This window comes from Chitinophaga agrisoli (assembly GCF_008386695.1).
In the GTDB taxonomy this organism is placed as follows: domain Bacteria; phylum Bacteroidota; class Bacteroidia; order Chitinophagales; family Chitinophagaceae; genus Chitinophaga; species Chitinophaga agrisoli.
In genome coordinates, this window is record NZ_VUOC01000004.1 from 3,062,421 (window position 1) to 3,080,666 (window position 18,246).

The window sequence follows — 18,246 nt, forward strand, 5'->3', positions numbered from 1 at the left end:
ACCTACACGAAAATTTGCGTTTCACAAAGATCAAAGCCAGCAGATTTAAAGACCCGGCGGTTTAGGTTTAATTCTGTACTTTTAGATATCTTTTATACCGAACCGTTTTTAGCCTGATGGATACAGTGTTAATTACCGGCGGCTCAGGGCTAGTGGGACAAGCGCTTACACAACTGCTCACAGAACATGGTTACAAAGTAATCATCCTCAGCCGTCATCCTCATAAAGAAGACACAACACTTTCGAACAGCCTGGTAACCTACGCCGGGTGGGACCTACGCCGTCAAACGATCGATCTCAATGCTTTACAGGAGGCGGATTATATTGTACACCTGGCCGGCGCCAATGTGGCCGACAAACGGTGGACGGCCGCCTTTAAAAAGGAGATCGTGGACAGCAGGACCCAAAGTATTGAATTGCTATTCAACAACTTACAGCAACATCCCAATAAAGTAAAGAAGTTTATCAGCGCTTCCGGCACCGGCTTTTACGGCGAGAACCGGAACGGCGCCTTTACGGAGACAGACCCGCCGGCAACGGATTTCCTGGGGCAGACCTGTGTAGCCTGGGAAGAGGGCGTCCGGAAAATGGAAAGCCTGGGCAAAAAGGTAGTGATCTTCCGTACCGGGATGGCCCTCAGCACCAAAGGCGGGGCGCTAAAGGAGTTTCAAAAGCCATTGCAGTTTGGGTTTGCCACCATATTGGGCAACGGCGAGCAGTGGGTAAGCTGGATACATATACATGACCTGGTGCGGCTATACTTTAATGCCATCGTGAACCCGGCCCTGGACGGTACTTTTAACGCGGTGGCGCCTGCGCCGGTACCGCATAAGGAACTGGTACTGTCTATGGCCAGGGTGGTAAAGGGTAAAAGCTTTATTACCATCCATGTGCCGGCTTTTGCCCTTAAACTGGGCCTGGGTGAGATGAGCACGGAAGTACTGAAAAGCTGCCAGGTATCTTCCAAAAAGATACAGGATACAGGGTTCGTGTTCTCATATCCGGATATTAATGCAGCAATGGAACAACTGTTTCAAAGTAAAAAGTAAAAATAAAAGGCCGGATTTTGACCTTTTACTTTTTACTTACTATCCAGCGGTTCACCATATTATCCGGGCCTTCAAAAACTATCTTGTAAAAGCCGGAGGGTAGCTGACCTACATTTATAGTGGCTTTTTCCTGCGCCAGGGGCGCCTCTCCCATTTGCCTATACTCATCTTTGCCACCTTCTTTGAAATTGTTGGTGGTAGCTATCCAGAACTTCACGTTGCCTTTCTTTTCCAGCGCTCTCCATTGCAATTGCAGCTGGCCGTTCTCCAGCTGCGCCTGGGGCTGAGCCAGGGATACCTTGCCTATCAATGGCACACCGTCCAATTCCCGTGCATTATCCAGGGGAATGGGGATCTGCATAAAGCGGCTTATGCTGGGCATGATATCCACTATGCCGGGCGGGTTGTTCTTAAAATAGCTGTTCAGGTCCCTGGCGTTGGTCACCATCCAGGTGGTGCGCTCCCGGTCTGACTGGCCGCCGTGGCCCCTGCCGGTGCGGCTATCCCGTCCATGGTCTGTAGTGATGAAGATCAACCAGTCCTCGCCAAATTGTTTGCGGCGGTACTCAATGGCGTTCCAGATGCGGCTTACCTGGTCGTCTACCATTTTAACGGCATCGTACATCTTATCGCTGTCGCCATAGCGGTGGCCCATATCATCGCTGTACTCCAGGTATACCCAGGAAAGGTCCGGGGCATTGGTGCGGAGATAAGCGTCTGCCTGGGTGGTCACTTCCTCATCCACCTGGTGTATGTACCAGCTGTTTTTATCGTGCGGGTAGCGTACGGTATCTATTTCCAGGCCATCCACATGATGATCTATCTGCACATAACCCGTTTGTGGGAGGCTATCCCCTACCAGCTTGGTACGGTTATCCAGCCAGGTAGAGAAAATGGCGGTCTTTTTCTGCGGGTAGGCCTGTTTAAAATAGCGGAATACGCTCCAGTAGTTATAATTCTGCGCTTTTATATCATTGTCCCATACGTTATGTTTGTTTACCCAGGTGCCGGTAAGCAGGCTGTTATAGCCTACGGCGGAGATAGTGGGCGTTTGGGAATAACCGCCTTTTTCACCGCCTACATAGGCCCGGGTATAACCGCCCACGGCAGCTATGCTATCCAGGTGCGGGGTGGGTACTTTTTCTTCTACGTCTGCGGGTATGCCGTCTACAATAATGAATACGGCTTTACGTGCGCCTTTCTGCGCATGCAGGGTTATACCGCAGAGGGTACATAACAATAAGCAGCTGATGATCTTCAGTTGTTTCATAATGCTGTTTTAAGATAGCTATTCCTTTATCAATAACCACATTTGTCCGTTAATGTTGTCGCCAGCGGGAAATTGCCGGTCAATGGCGGCTGTTACATTATTACGGTTCAGGTCAAACTCATTTTCCGGGTACATCCAGCGTTTGGGGATCTGTTTGTTGTTCAGCACCCCGCCGCCGGATACGTCGAATACCGGGAAGCCGGTGCGGCGTTGCTCGTAAAAGGACAGCCAGCCGGTGTTGAGGAAGCTGCCTATATACTTTTGGGTGATAATGGCCTGGAGCTCCCCGCCTTTTGGTAGCTGCACCGCAGGTTGCGCCAGGTAAGCGGTGATACCTTCCGGTGCAATTTTATAGAATTCCATGGACGCCTGGATACCTTTTTTATAAAAATCATCCGCGCTGCCGCTGATCCAGCCGCGTACCACGGCTTCTGCCAGGATGAACTGCAGTTCTGCATACCCCATGGACACGCTGGGCTCATTAACGGGATCGTGGTAGTAACGGGCGTCTATCTTGGAGGCTTCGCCGGCTGCTACACGGGTGGAGTTTTCGTTGATGGTAGCGCTGCCCATGATACCGCCGTAGGCATTAAAATCATCGTCTGCCTGGTTGGTATGGTCCGGCGCTTTATCCGCCATACGGAACAAACGTGGATCCTTCAGGCCTTTCAGCATGTTCACGAATGTTTCTTCCATATAGTAGGCGGTCTGCAGGCCGTTGTTATTAAAGTAAGGATAGCGGTTGTTCTGCAGGTCATAAAACACCAGCTGGGCATTATCACCGTTACCGGTGAACAGGGGATACTGTGTGGGATTGTTCAGGATCTCGCTGAAGCGCTGTTTTACATTCAGTTTGGTATTGCCTTCTTTCTGAGAGAGCGTGATGAGCACCCGCAGGCTAAAGCTGTTGATGAGCTGTTTCCATTTTTTGATGCTGCCGCCAAAGATCACATCGCCCTGTATGCTGGCGCCGGTCTCGTCCAGCTCATTGTTGGCCGCTTTCAGCTGGTCCAGCACCTGCAGGAAAATGTCTTCCTGTTTATCATAGGCCGGCGTGAAGTTCTCATCGCTGCCGCCTTTCAGCGCTTCGCTGTAAGGCACATCGCCAAAGGTAAGCGTCAGGCGCATGATGAAGAAGGCGCGGAAGAATTTGCCCAGGGACATATACACGGGTTTATTGACCCGGGTAGCTTCGTTTTCCATCTGTACTACCTGCCGCAGGTTATTATAGTCGCCAAAACCGGCGCGTTGCCAGCCATAATACTGGCTATTATCCACCCCGTCCGTATAGGCCATTTGCCTGGACGCCAGCGCGGAAGCGATGTCGATCTCCTTAAAGGCTGCTACTTCTATATTGGTCAGCACCAGGTCTGGCGAGGCCAGGGTGGGTTTATTAGGATCTGTCTGAAATTTTTCAAACTTCTTGCAACCGGCCAATGCGGTAAACAACAGCAGGTATATCACTACATATATCTTACGCATACATTACTTGCTTTGATGATCAGAATTTTAAGTTCACGTTAACGCCCATGCTACGCATAGAGGGTGACTGCAGGTTATCTACGCCGGTATCCGGGTCTACGTTAGGCAGTTTGGCAAACAGCAGCAGGTTACGGCCTATGAAGGACACGGAGGCAGCGCGGAAGAACGTTTGTGAGAGCCATTTGGAAGGCAGGTTCCAGCTAAGGTTCACCTCGCGCAGCTTCAGGAAAGTTTCTGAATAGAAGTTATAGTTGTCGTTGGCGGCGTTGCTGGTATTTACCATGTAATCGATATAATTCACCGCTTTCGTATTGGGCGCAAAAGTGCGGGTATCGCTGGTGATATTGCCGTTACCATCGTATTGGATCTGTCCGCCGGTTACGATCACGCCTTGTCCTACATAGGTGGCCTTACCTTCGTTGGCATCATCGCGGAACTGGTTTACCGTGCCGGGATGGGTACCGCCCCACCACATTTTCTGGTTAGTGGTAGAATAGATCAAACCGCCTATACGGCCATCCACCAGGAAGCGGAGGGAGAAATTGCGGTAGCGCAGGGTATTCTCTACGCCGTAGACCCAATCCGGATCATCATTACCGATGTAACGGGAGAAGGGATCCGATTTAGGGAACCCATTGCTCTCGTATACAATATGGCCCTGCTGGTCTGTTTCGTATACACCCGTAAAGATCTTGTCCATACGGTCGCCTACCTTTAGCTTATCCAGCTGGGCGGCGTTGTTGAAAATGGCTTTAAGGTAGCGGTGGTAGCTGCTCAGGTTCACCATTACATCCCAGCTAAAGTTCTTACTGCGTATAGGGCTGCCGGTTAATACAAACTCCATGCCTTTACGCAGGTACTCGTTACCATTTTCACGGCGGGAATTAAAACCGCTGGCGCCGGATACGTTGATGTTTACGATGTTGTTATAATCGCGGATGCGGTAGTAGGATGCATCCAGCCCCAGGCGGTTGCCAAAGAACTTCAGCTCCAGGCCTGCTTCCCAGGAAGAGGAAGTACGGGGCTTGAGATCAGGGTTCTGCAGATCGCCGCCGTATACGAGGGATGGCACACCATTCCACTTATCACCAATATCATAAGTAGGCAGATAGTTATACGTGTAGCCGTTATCAGAATCCAGCAGACCGCCGGATACTTTTGACCAGGAGCCACGGGCTTTCAGATAGGTGAACCAATGCGGCAGCTTTACCAGCTCAGACACCAGCACAGAGCCGGACACAGAGGGATAGAAGAAGGTGTTATTGCTTACCGGCAGGGTAGAAATTTTATCGTTACGGCCGGTGAGCGTAAGGTAGAACGCGCCCATATATTCCAGGTCTACAAAGCCATACAGGCCACTGGTACGTCTTTCTTCAAGGCCGTTGGTGCTTTGTACGGGGTTGGTAGAGTTGCTGAGGTTATAGAGGTCCGGTATGCTTAAACCATCTGTGTTGGATGATTGGTAACGGTCGTTACGGTAGTAGTTGGAACTGCCTGCTTCCGCATGCACGGTGAAGTCTTTGCTGAAGCTATGTTCGTAGCTTAAGATCAGGTCTGTAACGATATCGAAATAATCACGGCTGCCTACATAAAAGTTACCGCGTGATTTATCGTCATAACGGATATAACTCTTAGGCTCCGCCAGGTTGGATGTTAATCCGAAGGTATTTATACCCGTGCGGAACTTGGCGCTAAGGTCCTTACTGAACTTATAGTTCAGCGCCATGGAGCCAAAGGTATTATTCTTATAGTAACCGTTCAGCAGCTCATATGCCTGGAAATAAGGGTTGTTATACCATGACTGGTTATAGTGCTTCTGCTGCAGCCCTTCCCGGCCGGGTTGCCAGTAGCTGCGCAGGTCGCGGATGTCTACATCTGTGCCGGTCCATAATACCAGGTTATACAGGTAGTTGGCAGGACCGTAGCTAACTTCCGGGTAGTTATCTGTATACTGGCGGTTGTAGGTGAAACGCGCGTCTACATTCAGCCTGTCAGACAGGTTGTAATTACCGCCCAGGGTAAAGGAGCTGTTATTCAGCCCTGTATTGGGCACGGTACCTTGCTGGAAGATATGGGAGGCAGAGGCGCGGAAAGTACCTTTATCATTGCCTTTGGTAATGCTGATATTATTGGTGGAGATGATACCGGTACGGAAGAAATTGCGCACATTATCCTTTCCACGGGAGATCCAGGGCAGGGGCTTGCGCTCCCCAGTGGTAGGATCTACCGGGCTGTTATACTGTGGCGTTTCCCAATAGCCACTGGGCGTGCTGGGATCTTTCTGGTTCAGCTTGGGGCCCCAGATCCAGCCGGAGCCTTCCGGGCCGCCGCCAGAACCATCTACATACTCATACTTGCCTTTATAGCCATCGCCATAAGTACTTTGCACTTTAGGGATGCGGATAAAGGAGGTCTGGAACATGGTGGAAGAGTTGAACTCTACGGACAGGTCTTTGCCTTTACCACGTTTAGTGGTGATCATCACGGCGCCGTACTGGCCTATGGAACCGTATAAAGCAGAGGCAGTGGGGCCTTTAAGCACGTTGATGCTTTCCACATCATCCGGGTTCACTTTCCACATATCCGCCAGCTGGTCAGGGATACCGTCTATTACGATAAGGGGTTTCTGGCCACGGAGGGAGATCACCGCATCGCGGAAAAGATCCGTAGAGCTGCTGATGGTTAAACCGGCCACCCTGCCGGTGAGTGAGCTTACCAGGTTGGGCTCGCGGGCCTGGGTAAGGTTTTCTCCTTTTACTTCCTGTACGGCATAACCCAGTGATTTCTTCTCTTTCTGGATGCCCAAAGCCGTTACCACTACTTCATTGAGGCCGGATACATCTGCCTGTAATGCCACATTGATCGTGGACTGGCCGCCAACGGGCATTTCTATGCGTTTAAAGCCTACCAGGGAGAAGATCAGTACATCCGTAGGCGATACGCCTGCCAGGGAATAACGGCCATTACCATCCGTAGTAGCGCCTTTAGTTTTGCCTTTTACGGCTACCACTACGCCGGGTAAGGGCGTATTATTGGAAGCGTCTGTTACGCTGCCGCTAACGGTTACCTGTTGCAGCACGCTTTTATCGCCTGTTATGCTTTTTACTGCGTAATAGTTGCCGTATACCAGCTCACTGGTCAGGCCCAGTGGGTGCAACAGCTGGGGCAGGGCCGTTTGCAGGTCTGCCTGGGTGATCTTATGCAGGGTTTGTTCGCTGACTGTTTTGCCCTGGAGCACGCTGCTGTTGTAATTGAATTTTATTTTATGTGCGTTTTCCAGCTGCAGCAGCACCTCTTCCAGTGTGTACGAGTGGCGGGCATAGCCCGTACCTGCCTGTGCCATGATGCTTTGCGCATACACGGGGCTAACCAGGCAAGCTATCATATACCACATAATAATGCCTACTACTCTTTTTATAAGTAGCTTTTTGTGCATAACCTATTTTTTTAAAGGCGTTGAATAATTGTACAGGCAAATAAGATCAGTGAGCCGGCCGGATCACTATCTGCCTGTTGTTTGGTTTATCTATCCTGATATCAAGCGATCTTTCGAGAATGGACAGGAACAGCGCCAGGTCATTGGCCGGAGCGGTACCTGTGAATAAAAGCGTATCCAGCTGCGGTTGCGCAAACAGCACCTCTACGCCAAACTGCCGTTGTACGACAGCGGCTATGGCGGAAAGGCGGGCCTGGCGGAAGGTGAGCACATTATCCTTCCAGCCGGTGAGGGCCATCGTGTCCGCAGACTGTTTACTGAGCTGTTTTGCCGCATTGTGATACACGGCCATTTCTCCTGGTTCCAACACCATGGCGCTGTTATGTTCACTGTCCGCTGCGCTTACTTTTACGCATCCACTGTTCAATACTACCTGTATGGTGCTATCGTTATTATGTACATTAAACTGGGTGCCTAATACGGCTATATCCAAAGCCTGTCCGGCATGTACGGTAAATACGCCCGCGGCGGGCCTGATATCAAAGAAGGCTTCGCCCTGCAGCCATACCTCGCGGGCCTTACCGGGCAACATGATGCTATCGTATTTCAGGATAGTATTGGCATTCAGGGTGACGGCGCTACCATCCGGCAGCATAATACGGCTGATCTGTCCATATCCTGTATGGATAGTAGACAAGGCGGCGCGCTGCCGGGGCAACCACTGGTATACCCCCACGATCACTGCTATCAATGCGGCAGCGGCGGCGAAACGTATGAGCAGGCGACGGTAACGGACGCCTGCTGGCGGAGTCTGGATATCCAGCACGTACTCCATCACACGGACGGAGGCCGCAGGTCCCAGGCCAGGCTGTTCCTCACCGGTATCCGCCAGCTCTTCCGGGTCCGGCAATAGTTCCGGATCCCCTCCCTGCTGCAGCCAGGCAATCAGCTGCTCCCGTTCTCCGGGCGTACAGTTACCTGCTGCATGTTTGATCAATAGTTTCCTGATATCCATTTTGTACTTATACAATCCGGATCACAAACAGGACGATGCGGAGAGAAAATATTTTTTAGCTAATCTTTTCTTAGGCTACAGTAGCAGCACCGGCACGCAAAACCTGCCCTCCTGAGGGATTTCAAGGGAACGGATAAATAAGGATGAGGTGGGGGGTTAACAAACAGCTTCCAGCGCGGCCGTATGCAATGCGGCCTGGCAACTGGTGAAGATGAGTAACGGTATAATAATATCGTGTATATCGTAATGTATATGCAATTGTGTACGCAGGAAGCGGCTGGCTTTCGTGATCTGGTCTTTGACCGTATTCTTTGACAGGCCCAGCTTGTCTGCTATCTCTTCATGCGAGAGACCATCTATCCGGCTCATGGCGTAGATGAGCCGTCTTTGCGGCGGCAGCTGCTCCAGTAGCCGGGTTTTCCAGCGCTGCAGCTCTGCCAGGGAAATATGTTCTTCTGTGGTATTAACGGCAGCGGGCTGCTGGTAAAATACTACCTGGCGCAGGGAGGCGTCCAGCGCTGCTTTTTTAAGCTGGTTGAATACGCCGTGTTTGGTAGCGGTGTAGAGGTAGGATTTGATAGATTGGGTCTCATCCAGCTGCCGGCGGTTGAGCCATAGTTTCATGAACACTTCCTGCACTACTTCTTCTGCCAGCTCCCGGGATTTGCACAGCTTAAAGGCATAACCGAACAGCGGATCCTTAGCGGCAAAAAAGAGGCGGCTGAAAGCGGCGGCGTTCCCTTCCTTTATCTGTAATACATATTCTTGTATGCGCGGATCCATAAGTTGCAACGCCAAAGGTCTGCAATCATTCTTATTGGAAGATTAAGCGAGTATTAATTTTAAGTAAAGGATCAATGGGAATGACTTAACACCTTTACCATGGCTTCTGCCTTGAGCAGGCATTCTTCCCATTCTTTGACGGGATCGCTGTAGAAGGTGATGGCGGAGCCGGTAGGGAATGAGAGGTAACGGGCGGCGGCGTTATACAGGATGCTTCGGATCACGACGTTAAGATCAAAATCGCCTTCCGGGGTAATGTAACCTACCGCGCCGGAGAACAGGCCCCTGCGGGTGGGCTCATACTGATCTATGAGCTGCATGACCTTTATTTTGGGCGCGCCGGTCATGGAGCCCATGGGAAAGGCATGCTGCATAACTGCGGTGAAGGGCAGGTCTGGCTGGCGGGTAGCCTTTACCGTAGAGATCATGTGGTGCACATGGGCAAATGAATAGATACCGTACAGCTCTTCTACGGCCACGCTGCCGGGGGTAGCGGTATGGGCCAGGTCATTACGCACCAGGTCTACGACCATCACGTTCTCAGACCGTTCCTTGGGGCTGTTGTAAAGAGTCTCGCGGGCCTGTGCATCCAGGAAAGGATCTGCCAGGCGGCGGGTAGTGCCTTTGATGGGCTGGGAAATAACGGTTTGGCCCTGCTGCTGCATAAAACGCTCCGGGCTGGAGCAGAGGAGGTATTGATCTTTTACCTTGTAATAGGCTGCAAAGGGGGCGGGTGACAGCTTGTTCAGCTTATCAAACAACGTTAAGGGGTGTATGTTTATATCGCGGATAAAGTTATCGCGGCAAAAATTCACTTCGTAGCAGTCGCCGCGGAGAATGTGCTGTTGCAGGGCGCGGACTGCCTGGAGATAGCCTTCCCGGTGCAGGTGGCTTTGTGGAGTGATGGCCTTTTTCTGCGCGGTGGCCCCAGGCTGTTGTACTACCTTTTCCGGCATTTGCAGGCAGGCTTCGTAGACCTCCCGGGCCTGCTCTGGGGTAAACTCCTCCCCTCCAATGCTTACCTGCTCCCGCTGTAATAGCATCACTACCCGGGGGCGGAAAAAGTATATATCGGGAAAGGCTATTCCGTCCGTTTCAGGAGCGTTTGTTCTATCCTCTTTTAAAGCGTTTATCCCTGCTGCTTTCCGGGCCCCTATTTCTTCCGCTTTAAACGCCTTTAGAGCCGCTTTTTGCTCACCGTTGACATCGGGTATCAACTGGGCGGTTTCCTGCTTTAAATCATACCCTAAATGGCCAAATAACCAATCCTTACAATTATCATGTAACTGCTGCAATGCGGAGAAGGCGTTGCCTGCGGGGGCGGAGATGTATTCCAGGGCCTCTGTGGCCAGCAGGGCCTCGTAACGGTTGTAGGGAGAGGGGTAATCATTATTATCCAAAAAACAACAAATGTTGAACCGGTCAGACCAATTCAACATTTGTTGTTTAAAGACTTTATGATTTGCTACTGGAAAATCGTGAAATATCCTGATAATGCTTTGTTTTAAAGCTTAGAAATCATCATCATCATCATCAAATCCCCTGTCATTGAACAGGTCCATGTCCTTAAATTCATCGTCAAAGCCCAGATCATCGTCATCATCGCCGGTTTTCTTTCCGGGACGTCCGCGGCGGGCTTTAGGCTTAGGCATATCAAACTCTTCGAAGTCGGGATCATAGTCCTCATCCTTCTCGCCTTTCTCCCAGTCATCGGAATCTTCGTCCAGCTCACCATCTTCGTCGTCTATATCGTCGTCATCGTCATCATCCTTGCTTTTACTTTTTGAGGCAGGCTTATCTGATTTTTTAGCAGCGGCAGATTTGCGGGGAGTTTCTTCCTCGTCATCTTCCTCGTCCTCGTCATCTACTTCTTTTTTAGGTTTAGCAGCGGCCTTTGGGGGAGCGGCTTTGGTGGGTTTGGCAGAAGTAGTTTTTTTTGTCTCTTTTTCGTTATCAGATTTCGATTTCATAATAGGTCACTTATTTCTTGAGCGTAAAGTTTTAACAGTTTTTTTTATTCGCCAAATTTTTTTTCTCTCTTTTTTTTAGTACTTTTTTAGGTTTTATTGCTCCAGTATCTGATCTCTTCCAGGCCCGTTGGAAACGAATTTCACGGGCACGTGCAGATAGTCTTCCACTGCTTTCACAAATGCTTTCATCTCTCCCGGTAACTCGTTGTAATGCTTGCTGTTGGCAGCGGCCTCATTGCTCCAGCCGTTATGCTTTTCCCATACGGGCTTAACGTTCGTGTTAGTAAGCTGGAAAGGCATCTGGCGGGTAGTGGTGCCATCCACTTCATAGGCGGTACAGGCATATACTTCATCAAAGGCGTCCAGTACATCGCTTTTGGTCATTACCAGCTGGGTAACGCCGCTGAGCATACAGGTATAGTCGAGGGCTACCAGGTCAATCCATCCGCAGCGGCGGGGACGGCCGGTAGTAGCGCCAAACTCGCGGCCTATTTCGCGCAGCTTCTCGCCGGTGGCGTCATGCAGCTCTGTAGGGAACGGACCACCGCCTACACGGGTACAATATGCCTTGGTAACGCCAATCACTTCCCGTATCCATTTGGGCGCTATGCCCAGGCCGGTACATACGCCGGCAGAGATCGTGCTGGAAGAGGTAACGAAAGGATAAGTGCCAAAGTCTACGTCCAGCATACTGCCCTGGGCGCCTTCTGCCAATACCTGCTGACCGGCTTTGAGCTTCTCATTCAGGAAGTATTCCCCGTTGACGATATTCATCTCCTTCAGGAAATCGACTGCGGTAAAGAAATCCTTTTCCCAGGCGGCCACATCTTCCAAGATACCACTTTCAGCGAGGAAATCATACCCCTGTAACAGGTGCATATGTTTTGCCTTCAGCTTTTCGTATTTATCCTTAAAATCGGGCGACAGGATATCGCCCACCCGCAGGCCATTACGGCCGGTCTTATCCATATAGGCAGGGCCTATGCCTTTCAGCGTAGAGCCTATTTTCTCATGTCCTTTGGCGGTTTCGGAAGCTTTGTCCAGCGCGCGGTGCGTAGGTACGATCACATGCGTTCTTTCCGCAATAAAAAGGTTTGCCTTCAGGTTCACGCCCAGCGCAGTCACTTCGTCACATTCCTTGCGGAAGGTAACGGGGTCCAGCACTACCCCATTGCCTATGAGGTTAACGGTGTTTTTGTGGAATACCCCGGAAGGAATGGTGTGCAACACTACCTTCTTATCATTGATATACAGGGTATGGCCGGCGTTAGGTCCACCCTGGAAGCGGGCTATCACGTCATATTTACCTGCAAAATAGTCCACGATCTTCCCCTTGCCTTCATCTCCCCATTGCAGGCCTAACAAAACATCTATCATAATTTGTGTACGTTTAGAAAAGAAGTGGCAAAATTAAGTAAAAACTAAAAAGGAAAAAGGAAAAATGCCCGGGGCAGAAAATGGACGGCCGCAGGCTGGTACAGGGACTGACAGCAGGCTTTGGAGGCTACACTGTTTTTCTTTTTACTTTTTACTTTTTATTTTATTCCTCCAGGCGGTTGATGGACTGGATACCATCCAGCGTGCCCAGGCGCTCTACCAGCTCATCCAGCTCCTCCTTATCATGTACGAACACCTTGATAAGGCCCTCGAACAGCCCTTCCCTGGACTCGATCGTAAGGGCGGCTATATTGATCTTGAGCTCACCGGAGATGATATTGGTGATCTTATGGATAACGCCCACATCATCCATCCCAATGATCCGGATCCCGGTGAGGAAGGAGATCTCGCGGTTCTTGACCCATTTGGTCTTTACCACGCGGTGGCCGTAGTTGGCCAGCAGCTGCGCGGCATTGGGACAGTTGGTACGGTGGATCTTCAGGCCTTCGCTGGCGGTGATGAAGCCAAATACGTCATCGCCGGGTATAGGACGACAGCAATTGGCCAGCTTGTAGGCGATCTTATCAGAGCTTTCGCCAAAGATGAGGAGCTCCGCATCCTTTTTGCTGGGCAGCTGGTGATGCTTGAGGTGCTCTTCCGGCGTATGCTCCACCGGTTTTACCGGTTTGGGCGGTTCCAGCTTATCCCCCAGCACGCTGAACTGTTTCAGCTCTGACAGGTCTATATTCTTAATGGCTATCTGATAGTACAGGTCTAACGGCGAGGGCTGTTTATAGAACTGCACCAGCTCGTTGATGTTATACTGGCTGGCGGAGATCTTCAGGTGGTCCAGCTTACGCTCCAGCGCGGCCTTACCGTCCATGGCTATCTGGCGCTTCTCTTCCTTGAGGGCGTCTTTGATCTTGGATTTGGCTTTGGCTGTTAGCACAAAGTTGAGCCAGTCTTCGGAAGGTTTTTGTTTGTTGGAGGTAATGATCTCCACCTGGTCGCCGCTGCGCAGTTTATGGCTCAGGGGCACCAGCTTGTAATTCACCTTGGCGCCTATACACTTATTGCCGATGGCGCTGTGTATGGCATAAGCAAAGTCCAGGGAGGTGGAGCCCACAGGCAGGATCTTCAGATCACCTTTGGGGGTGTATACATAGATCTCTTCTGTAAAGAGGTTGCTCTTAAAATCGGCCAGGAAGTCCAGGGTATTGGAGTCCGGGTTGTTCAGTATCTCGCGGATCTGGGCAAACCAGGTGTCAAATTTGGATTCCTGGGTAGCGTTCTGGTTGCCTTCCTTATACTTCCAGTGGGCGGCCAGGCCTTTTTCCGCATAGTCGTTCATACGCTTGGTGCGGATCTGCACTTCCACCCATTTACCCTGGGGGCCCATCACGGTTACGTGCAGGGCCTCATAACCATTGGATTTAGGGTTGCTGAGCCAATCACGGGTACGTTCCGGGCTGGGATGGTAGAAGTCCGTGATGATGGAATATACTTTCCAGCAATCGGCCTTTTCCTTATCCACGGCGGAGTTAAGGATGATACGGATGGCAAAAAGGTCATATACTTCCTCAAAGGCCACGCCTTTGGTCTTGATCTTATTCCAGATGGAGTGGATGGACTTGGGACGGCCATGGATCTCAAAATCAAAGCCTTCTTCGCCCAGCACTTCCTTGATAGGTTTGATGAACTCGTTGATATAACGGGTGCGCTCGCGTTTGGTCTCCTTTAGCTTTTTGGCAATATCCCGGTAGGTTTGCTGCTCCGTGTATTTCATGGAGAGGTCTTCCATCTCGGACTTGATGTTGTACAGGCCCAGGCGGTGCGCCAGGGGGGAGTAGATAAACACCGTTTCGGAGGCTATCTTCAGCTGTTTTTCCCGGCTCATGCTATCCAGGGTACGCATGTTATGCAGGCGGTCTGCCAGCTTGATGAGGATCACGCGGGGATCATCTGCCAGGGTCAGTAGTATTTTCTTGAAGTTCTCTGCCTGTGCGGTGCTGGTATTGGAATCGATTACGGTAGATATTTTGGTAAGGCCATCTACGATATGGGCTATCTCTGTACCGAACTCGCGTTCTACGTCTTCCAGGGTCACTTCCGTATCTTCTACGGTATCGTGCAGTAAGGCGCAGATGGCGGAACGTACGCCCAGGCCGATCTCTTCCACACAGATCTGGGCCACGGCCAGGGGATGGAGGATATAGGGCTCTCCGGATTTACGCCGCATGTCTTTATGTGCATCGGCCGCCATTTCGAAGGCGGTACGTACCAGTTCCCGGTCGCCTTTTTTGAGGCGGGGCTTCAGGGCTCTTAATAATGCGCGGTATTGACGGACTATTTCCTTCTTCTCCTGCTCTTCGTCTAAGTTATATTTTTGTACTGCCACTGTTTCCATTAGGACTAAAGTTACGATTTTATGCAATACGAAACCAGTGGCTAGCTGTTGGCTATTAGCTGTTTACTTTCTCCCCTCCCAGCCTGCATTTCTGCAGCACTTCCCAGGACACGCCGTTATGGCGCAGGAAATACAGGTTATTTACTTTAAAGGACATTTTGAAGGGCCGGTGCTCATAGGCCGGCCAGGCGGCCTCCAGCTGTTCGCCGGTAAGGTCTTTGAAGGCCACGGTGATGTGGGGGTTGAATTTATCGCGGGCCAGCATGTTGCTGAAGCCAAATTCCTTGCGGAGGTAGCCCATCAGCTGCTGGTGCACATCCATAATAACCCCTTGCTGCTCTACTTTTATGTAAAGGATATGCTGTTCTTTACGGGGGTACACGCCAAATCCGTTAAGGGTTACCTCAAAGGGGGACAGACTGGCGGCAAATTCCGTGAGGCCGGCGGTAAATGGCTTTTCAAGTAAGGGATCTGCGGTGAAGGGCACCTGCAGGGTAATATGGGGCAGTACTTTTACGGCATGGCGGGCGCCATACTGCTCCGCAAACTCCTGTTTCAGGCGGATGATCTCTTTCCCGGCTTCTGCGGTAGGCAGCAGGGCGATAAAATAGATCTTATTATCAGGTTTAGGGGGGCGGGGCGCTTTATTAAACCTCTTTTTTGGGGAAAAGCGGTTAGGGCCCTGGTTAAACCGGCGATCCTGGTGGCCGCTGTTGCCGCGGTCTGCACCCGGGCGGTTCCAGTTGTCCTGGTTGCCGCGGTCCGGTCCGGGGCGGTTCCGGTTATCCTGGTTACCGCCATATCCGCCGGGGTTGGTTGGCCGGTTATAGCCCACCCGGGGCCTTTGGGGTTGTTCTCGTCTATTAAAGTTCATGACAAAATTAATTACAGTGGGTTTAACACCTTTTTGAGGTTAGTTAGTGCTCCTTACTATCTGTTTCTTCCGGGATATTTAAACGGAAACCAACATTATGTAAGGTTTCCAATTGTATCTGGGGGTCTGCCCTGAAGTGTTTGCGCATTCTGGTGACAAAAACGTCCATGCTCCGGCCACTAAAGAAACCGTCTTTGCCCCATACGTTCAGCAGTATCTCTTCCCGCTTCAGGATCTGGTTGGCGTTTTCCCTGAAGTACCTGATCAGGGCCAGTTCCCTGGGGGTGATAGTACCTATGACGCTTCCTTCTTCATTCTTTACATTCAGGAATTCCGCATTAAAGGTAAGTTTCCCCAGGGTGAACTCACTGCTTTCATTATACTGCCGGGGCAAGCTCCTTTTAAGGAACACGCGGATGCGGGCAACCAGCTCTTCGAAGCTGAAAGGTTTGGTGATGTAGTCATCACCTCCAATGCGGAATCCTTCCAGACGGTCCTCATCCAGCTTTCTGGATGTAATAAAAAGGATCGGTATCAGTCCATTCTTCTTGCGGATCTCCTGCGCTAAAGTGAAACCATCTTTCTTAGGCATCATTACGTCCAGAAGGATCAGATCAAAAGCTTCTTTCTGGAATTTCTTCCAGGCAATTTCTCCGTCGAAACAATGTACTACTTCAAATCCTTCGCCTTCGAGATGCTTTTTTACAACGCCGCCAAAATGATAGTCATCGTCAACCAGTAATATTTGTGTTATACGACTCATCTTAATTAACAACGGATATGATCAATTGCTTTTTGTCAAAGCAGGTTTTTCATTTTACACAAAACGGTGTAACACAGGAACAGTAACGCCTGCAATATTGTTAATTTATCGTATTGTTCGAGTTAATAATTCGTTATTGCCAGTGAATTTTTAAGTGCTGTTTAAACCTTATTAACTAAATGAAGCAAGCTATATCATTATGAAACGCGGTCGATTTTTATAGCGATTGCATGTTGCCAGGACTGTTGTTGCAGGCTTGCCGGTATAGTTATCTGTACGCCGCCGTTGCTGTTTGTTTTCCAGTTCAGTTTTCCTTTTGCGCCCAGTAATGTGAGTGTGGCGCCTTTTGCCGGCGTTATGCCACTGAAGGATACGGTTGCCGGCAGCTTTTCATTTTCATCCAACAGATAGATAGCACAGATGCTGCCATCTTTTTTGCGGGTGAAACAGATCTTACCGTCTTTATAAGGCGCTACCGCGCGTGTGCCATAGATAGCATCGCCATTTACCTGCATCCACTGACCAATTTTATGCATGGTGGTGTATGCTTCATCATGCAGCTGACCATCCGGGCCGGGGCCAACATTCAACAGATAGTTGCCTCCTTTGGCCACAATGTCCACAAGATTGTGAATGATCTTTGTAACGGATTTGTATTTATCGTTGGGCACATAAGACCAGGAGTTGGCCATGGTCATACAGGTTTCCCAGGGGTAGCTGAGCGGTTTTTCCGGGATCTGCTGCTCCGGTGTGCGATAGTTCTCGAAGGGGCCATGTACGGCACGGTCCACTACAATAAGGCCGGGCTGGTGTTTGCGGGCCATGGAAGCAATGCCTGCCATGTCAATATCCTGATCCTGCGGCGGTGTTTTGCCCCAGGTAGCAGATTCCTTCGTTTGTGTTTTACGCGGGCGTACCCAGCCGCCATCCAGCCACAGGATATCCAGTTTGCCATAGCCGGTCATCAACTCTTCAATCTGGTTATAGGTGTATTTTTTAAACTGCTCCCAACGCTCCGGGTATTTTTGGAGATCATAGCTGGGGTTGCGGTCTTTAGGCGGGAAATAGGACCACCAGTAGTACTCGCTATGCCAGTCAGGTTTTGAGAAGTAAGCGCCGGCATGAATGCCTTCGTTGCGGAACGCCTCAAACACCTCTTTGGCGATATTAGCACGGGGATCTTTATTAAAAGCGCATTGCGGGCCTGTTACGCGGTAATCTGTCTGTTTGGTGTCAAACATACAGAAGCCATCGTGGTGTTTGGTGGTGAACACCAGGTATTTCATGCCTGCGTCTTTAGCGGCTTTTGCCCATTTGGAGGGATCGAATTTTGTAGGGTTGAAGGTATTGCCCAGGGCTTCGTATTTCTTCAGGTAATCGTAATAAGGGATGCCTTTGGGCTTACGCTGCGTCCAGTCCTCATCTTCGGGGCAAATGCTCCAGGATTCCACTACGCCCCATTGGGAGTAAGGGCCCCAGTGCATGAGCAGGCCAAACTTCCAGTCCTGCCATTCGTCCAGTTTCTGCAGCACCGCCGGATCTGTTTCCGGTACATAGGGCTGTTCTTCATGTTCCTGGGCAAATGCTGTGTGCAGCGCGAATACCGCGCCTAAAATCATCCATAATTTCCGCATGGGTTATTATTTAAAATAACTAATAATAGTGGTGTGCATTCACTGGAGCTGTTTCATAGGGCGCAGTGAGGGGCAGGGACCTTACCTGTAAATATATGATCCGGCCGCAGGCGGGAATGCCGCTTCCGGGCCCAACAAAATAATAAATATTATGACTTTATTGCTTATCATTCTTTACCCGTTTTG

General features: G+C 50.5%; 13 protein-coding genes. 1 reads left to right on the forward strand and 12 read right to left on the reverse strand.

Annotated features, from left to right (window positions below; genetic code table 11):
• Positions 1-116: 116 nt before the first annotated feature.
• Entirely contained in the window at positions 117-1,049 is a 933-nt protein-coding gene (locus F0L74_RS31190) for a TIGR01777 family oxidoreductase (protein WP_149841794.1), read from the forward strand.
• Positions 1,050-1,074: 25 nt separating this feature from the next.
• Here the strand turns inward: F0L74_RS31190 and F0L74_RS31195 are convergent, their stop codons facing one another.
• From F0L74_RS31195 to F0L74_RS31250, 12 genes are all read right to left on the reverse strand, one after another.
• Positions 1,075-2,319: an alkaline phosphatase family protein gene (locus F0L74_RS31195; protein WP_149841795.1), complete on the reverse strand. Its 1,245-nt coding sequence runs from the start codon at positions 2,317-2,319 to the stop codon at positions 1,075-1,077.
• 18 nt (positions 2,320-2,337) lie between these two features.
• On the reverse strand, positions 2,338-3,801 hold the full coding sequence (locus F0L74_RS31200; protein ID WP_149841796.1) for a SusD/RagB family nutrient-binding outer membrane lipoprotein: 1,464 nt from the start codon (positions 3,799-3,801) through the stop codon (positions 2,338-2,340).
• A gap of 19 nt (positions 3,802-3,820) precedes the next feature.
• On the reverse strand, positions 3,821-7,237 hold the full coding sequence (locus F0L74_RS31205; RefSeq protein ID WP_149841797.1) for a SusC/RagA family TonB-linked outer membrane protein: 3,417 nt from the start codon (positions 7,235-7,237) through the stop codon (positions 3,821-3,823).
• Positions 7,238-7,283: 46 nt separating this feature from the next.
• Positions 7,284-8,252 carry a FecR family protein gene (locus F0L74_RS31210; RefSeq protein ID WP_149841798.1) on the reverse strand — a complete coding sequence of 323 codons (969 nt, stop codon included), beginning with the start codon at positions 8,250-8,252 and terminating at the stop codon, positions 7,284-7,286.
• 156 nt (positions 8,253-8,408) lie between these two features.
• Positions 8,409-9,035, reverse strand: a complete 627-nt coding sequence (locus tag F0L74_RS31215) for an RNA polymerase sigma-70 factor (RefSeq protein ID WP_149841799.1) — start codon at positions 9,033-9,035, stop codon at positions 8,409-8,411.
• 71 nt (positions 9,036-9,106) lie between these two features.
• The gene (locus F0L74_RS31220; protein WP_246197877.1) at positions 9,107-10,435 is read right to left on the reverse strand and encodes an anthranilate synthase component I family protein; all 1,329 of its coding nucleotides are present in this window, start codon (positions 10,433-10,435) and stop codon (positions 9,107-9,109) included.
• Positions 10,436-10,546: 111 nt separating this feature from the next.
• Positions 10,547-11,005, reverse strand: a complete 459-nt coding sequence (locus tag F0L74_RS31225; protein ID WP_149841800.1) for a hypothetical protein — start codon at positions 11,003-11,005, stop codon at positions 10,547-10,549.
• Between the two features lie 93 nt (positions 11,006-11,098).
• Entirely contained in the window at positions 11,099-12,382 is a 1,284-nt protein-coding gene (locus F0L74_RS31230; protein ID WP_149841801.1) for an adenylosuccinate synthase, read from the reverse strand.
• Between the two features lie 163 nt (positions 12,383-12,545).
• Positions 12,546-14,789, reverse strand: coding sequence for a RelA/SpoT family protein (locus tag F0L74_RS31235; RefSeq protein ID WP_149841802.1), 2,244 nt, complete (start codon positions 14,787-14,789; stop codon positions 12,546-12,548).
• A gap of 55 nt (positions 14,790-14,844) precedes the next feature.
• A complete protein-coding gene (locus F0L74_RS31240; RefSeq protein ID WP_149841803.1) occupies positions 14,845-15,663 on the reverse strand; it encodes a 2'-5' RNA ligase family protein in 819 nt (272 codons plus the stop codon).
• Between the two features lie 43 nt (positions 15,664-15,706).
• Positions 15,707-16,426 carry a response regulator transcription factor gene (locus tag F0L74_RS31245; protein ID WP_149841804.1) on the reverse strand — a complete coding sequence of 240 codons (720 nt, stop codon included), beginning with the start codon at positions 16,424-16,426 and terminating at the stop codon, positions 15,707-15,709.
• A gap of 197 nt (positions 16,427-16,623) precedes the next feature.
• Positions 16,624-18,060, reverse strand: a complete 1,437-nt coding sequence (locus tag F0L74_RS31250; protein ID WP_149841805.1) for an alpha-L-fucosidase — start codon at positions 18,058-18,060, stop codon at positions 16,624-16,626.
• Between the last annotated feature and the right edge of the window lie 186 nt (positions 18,061-18,246).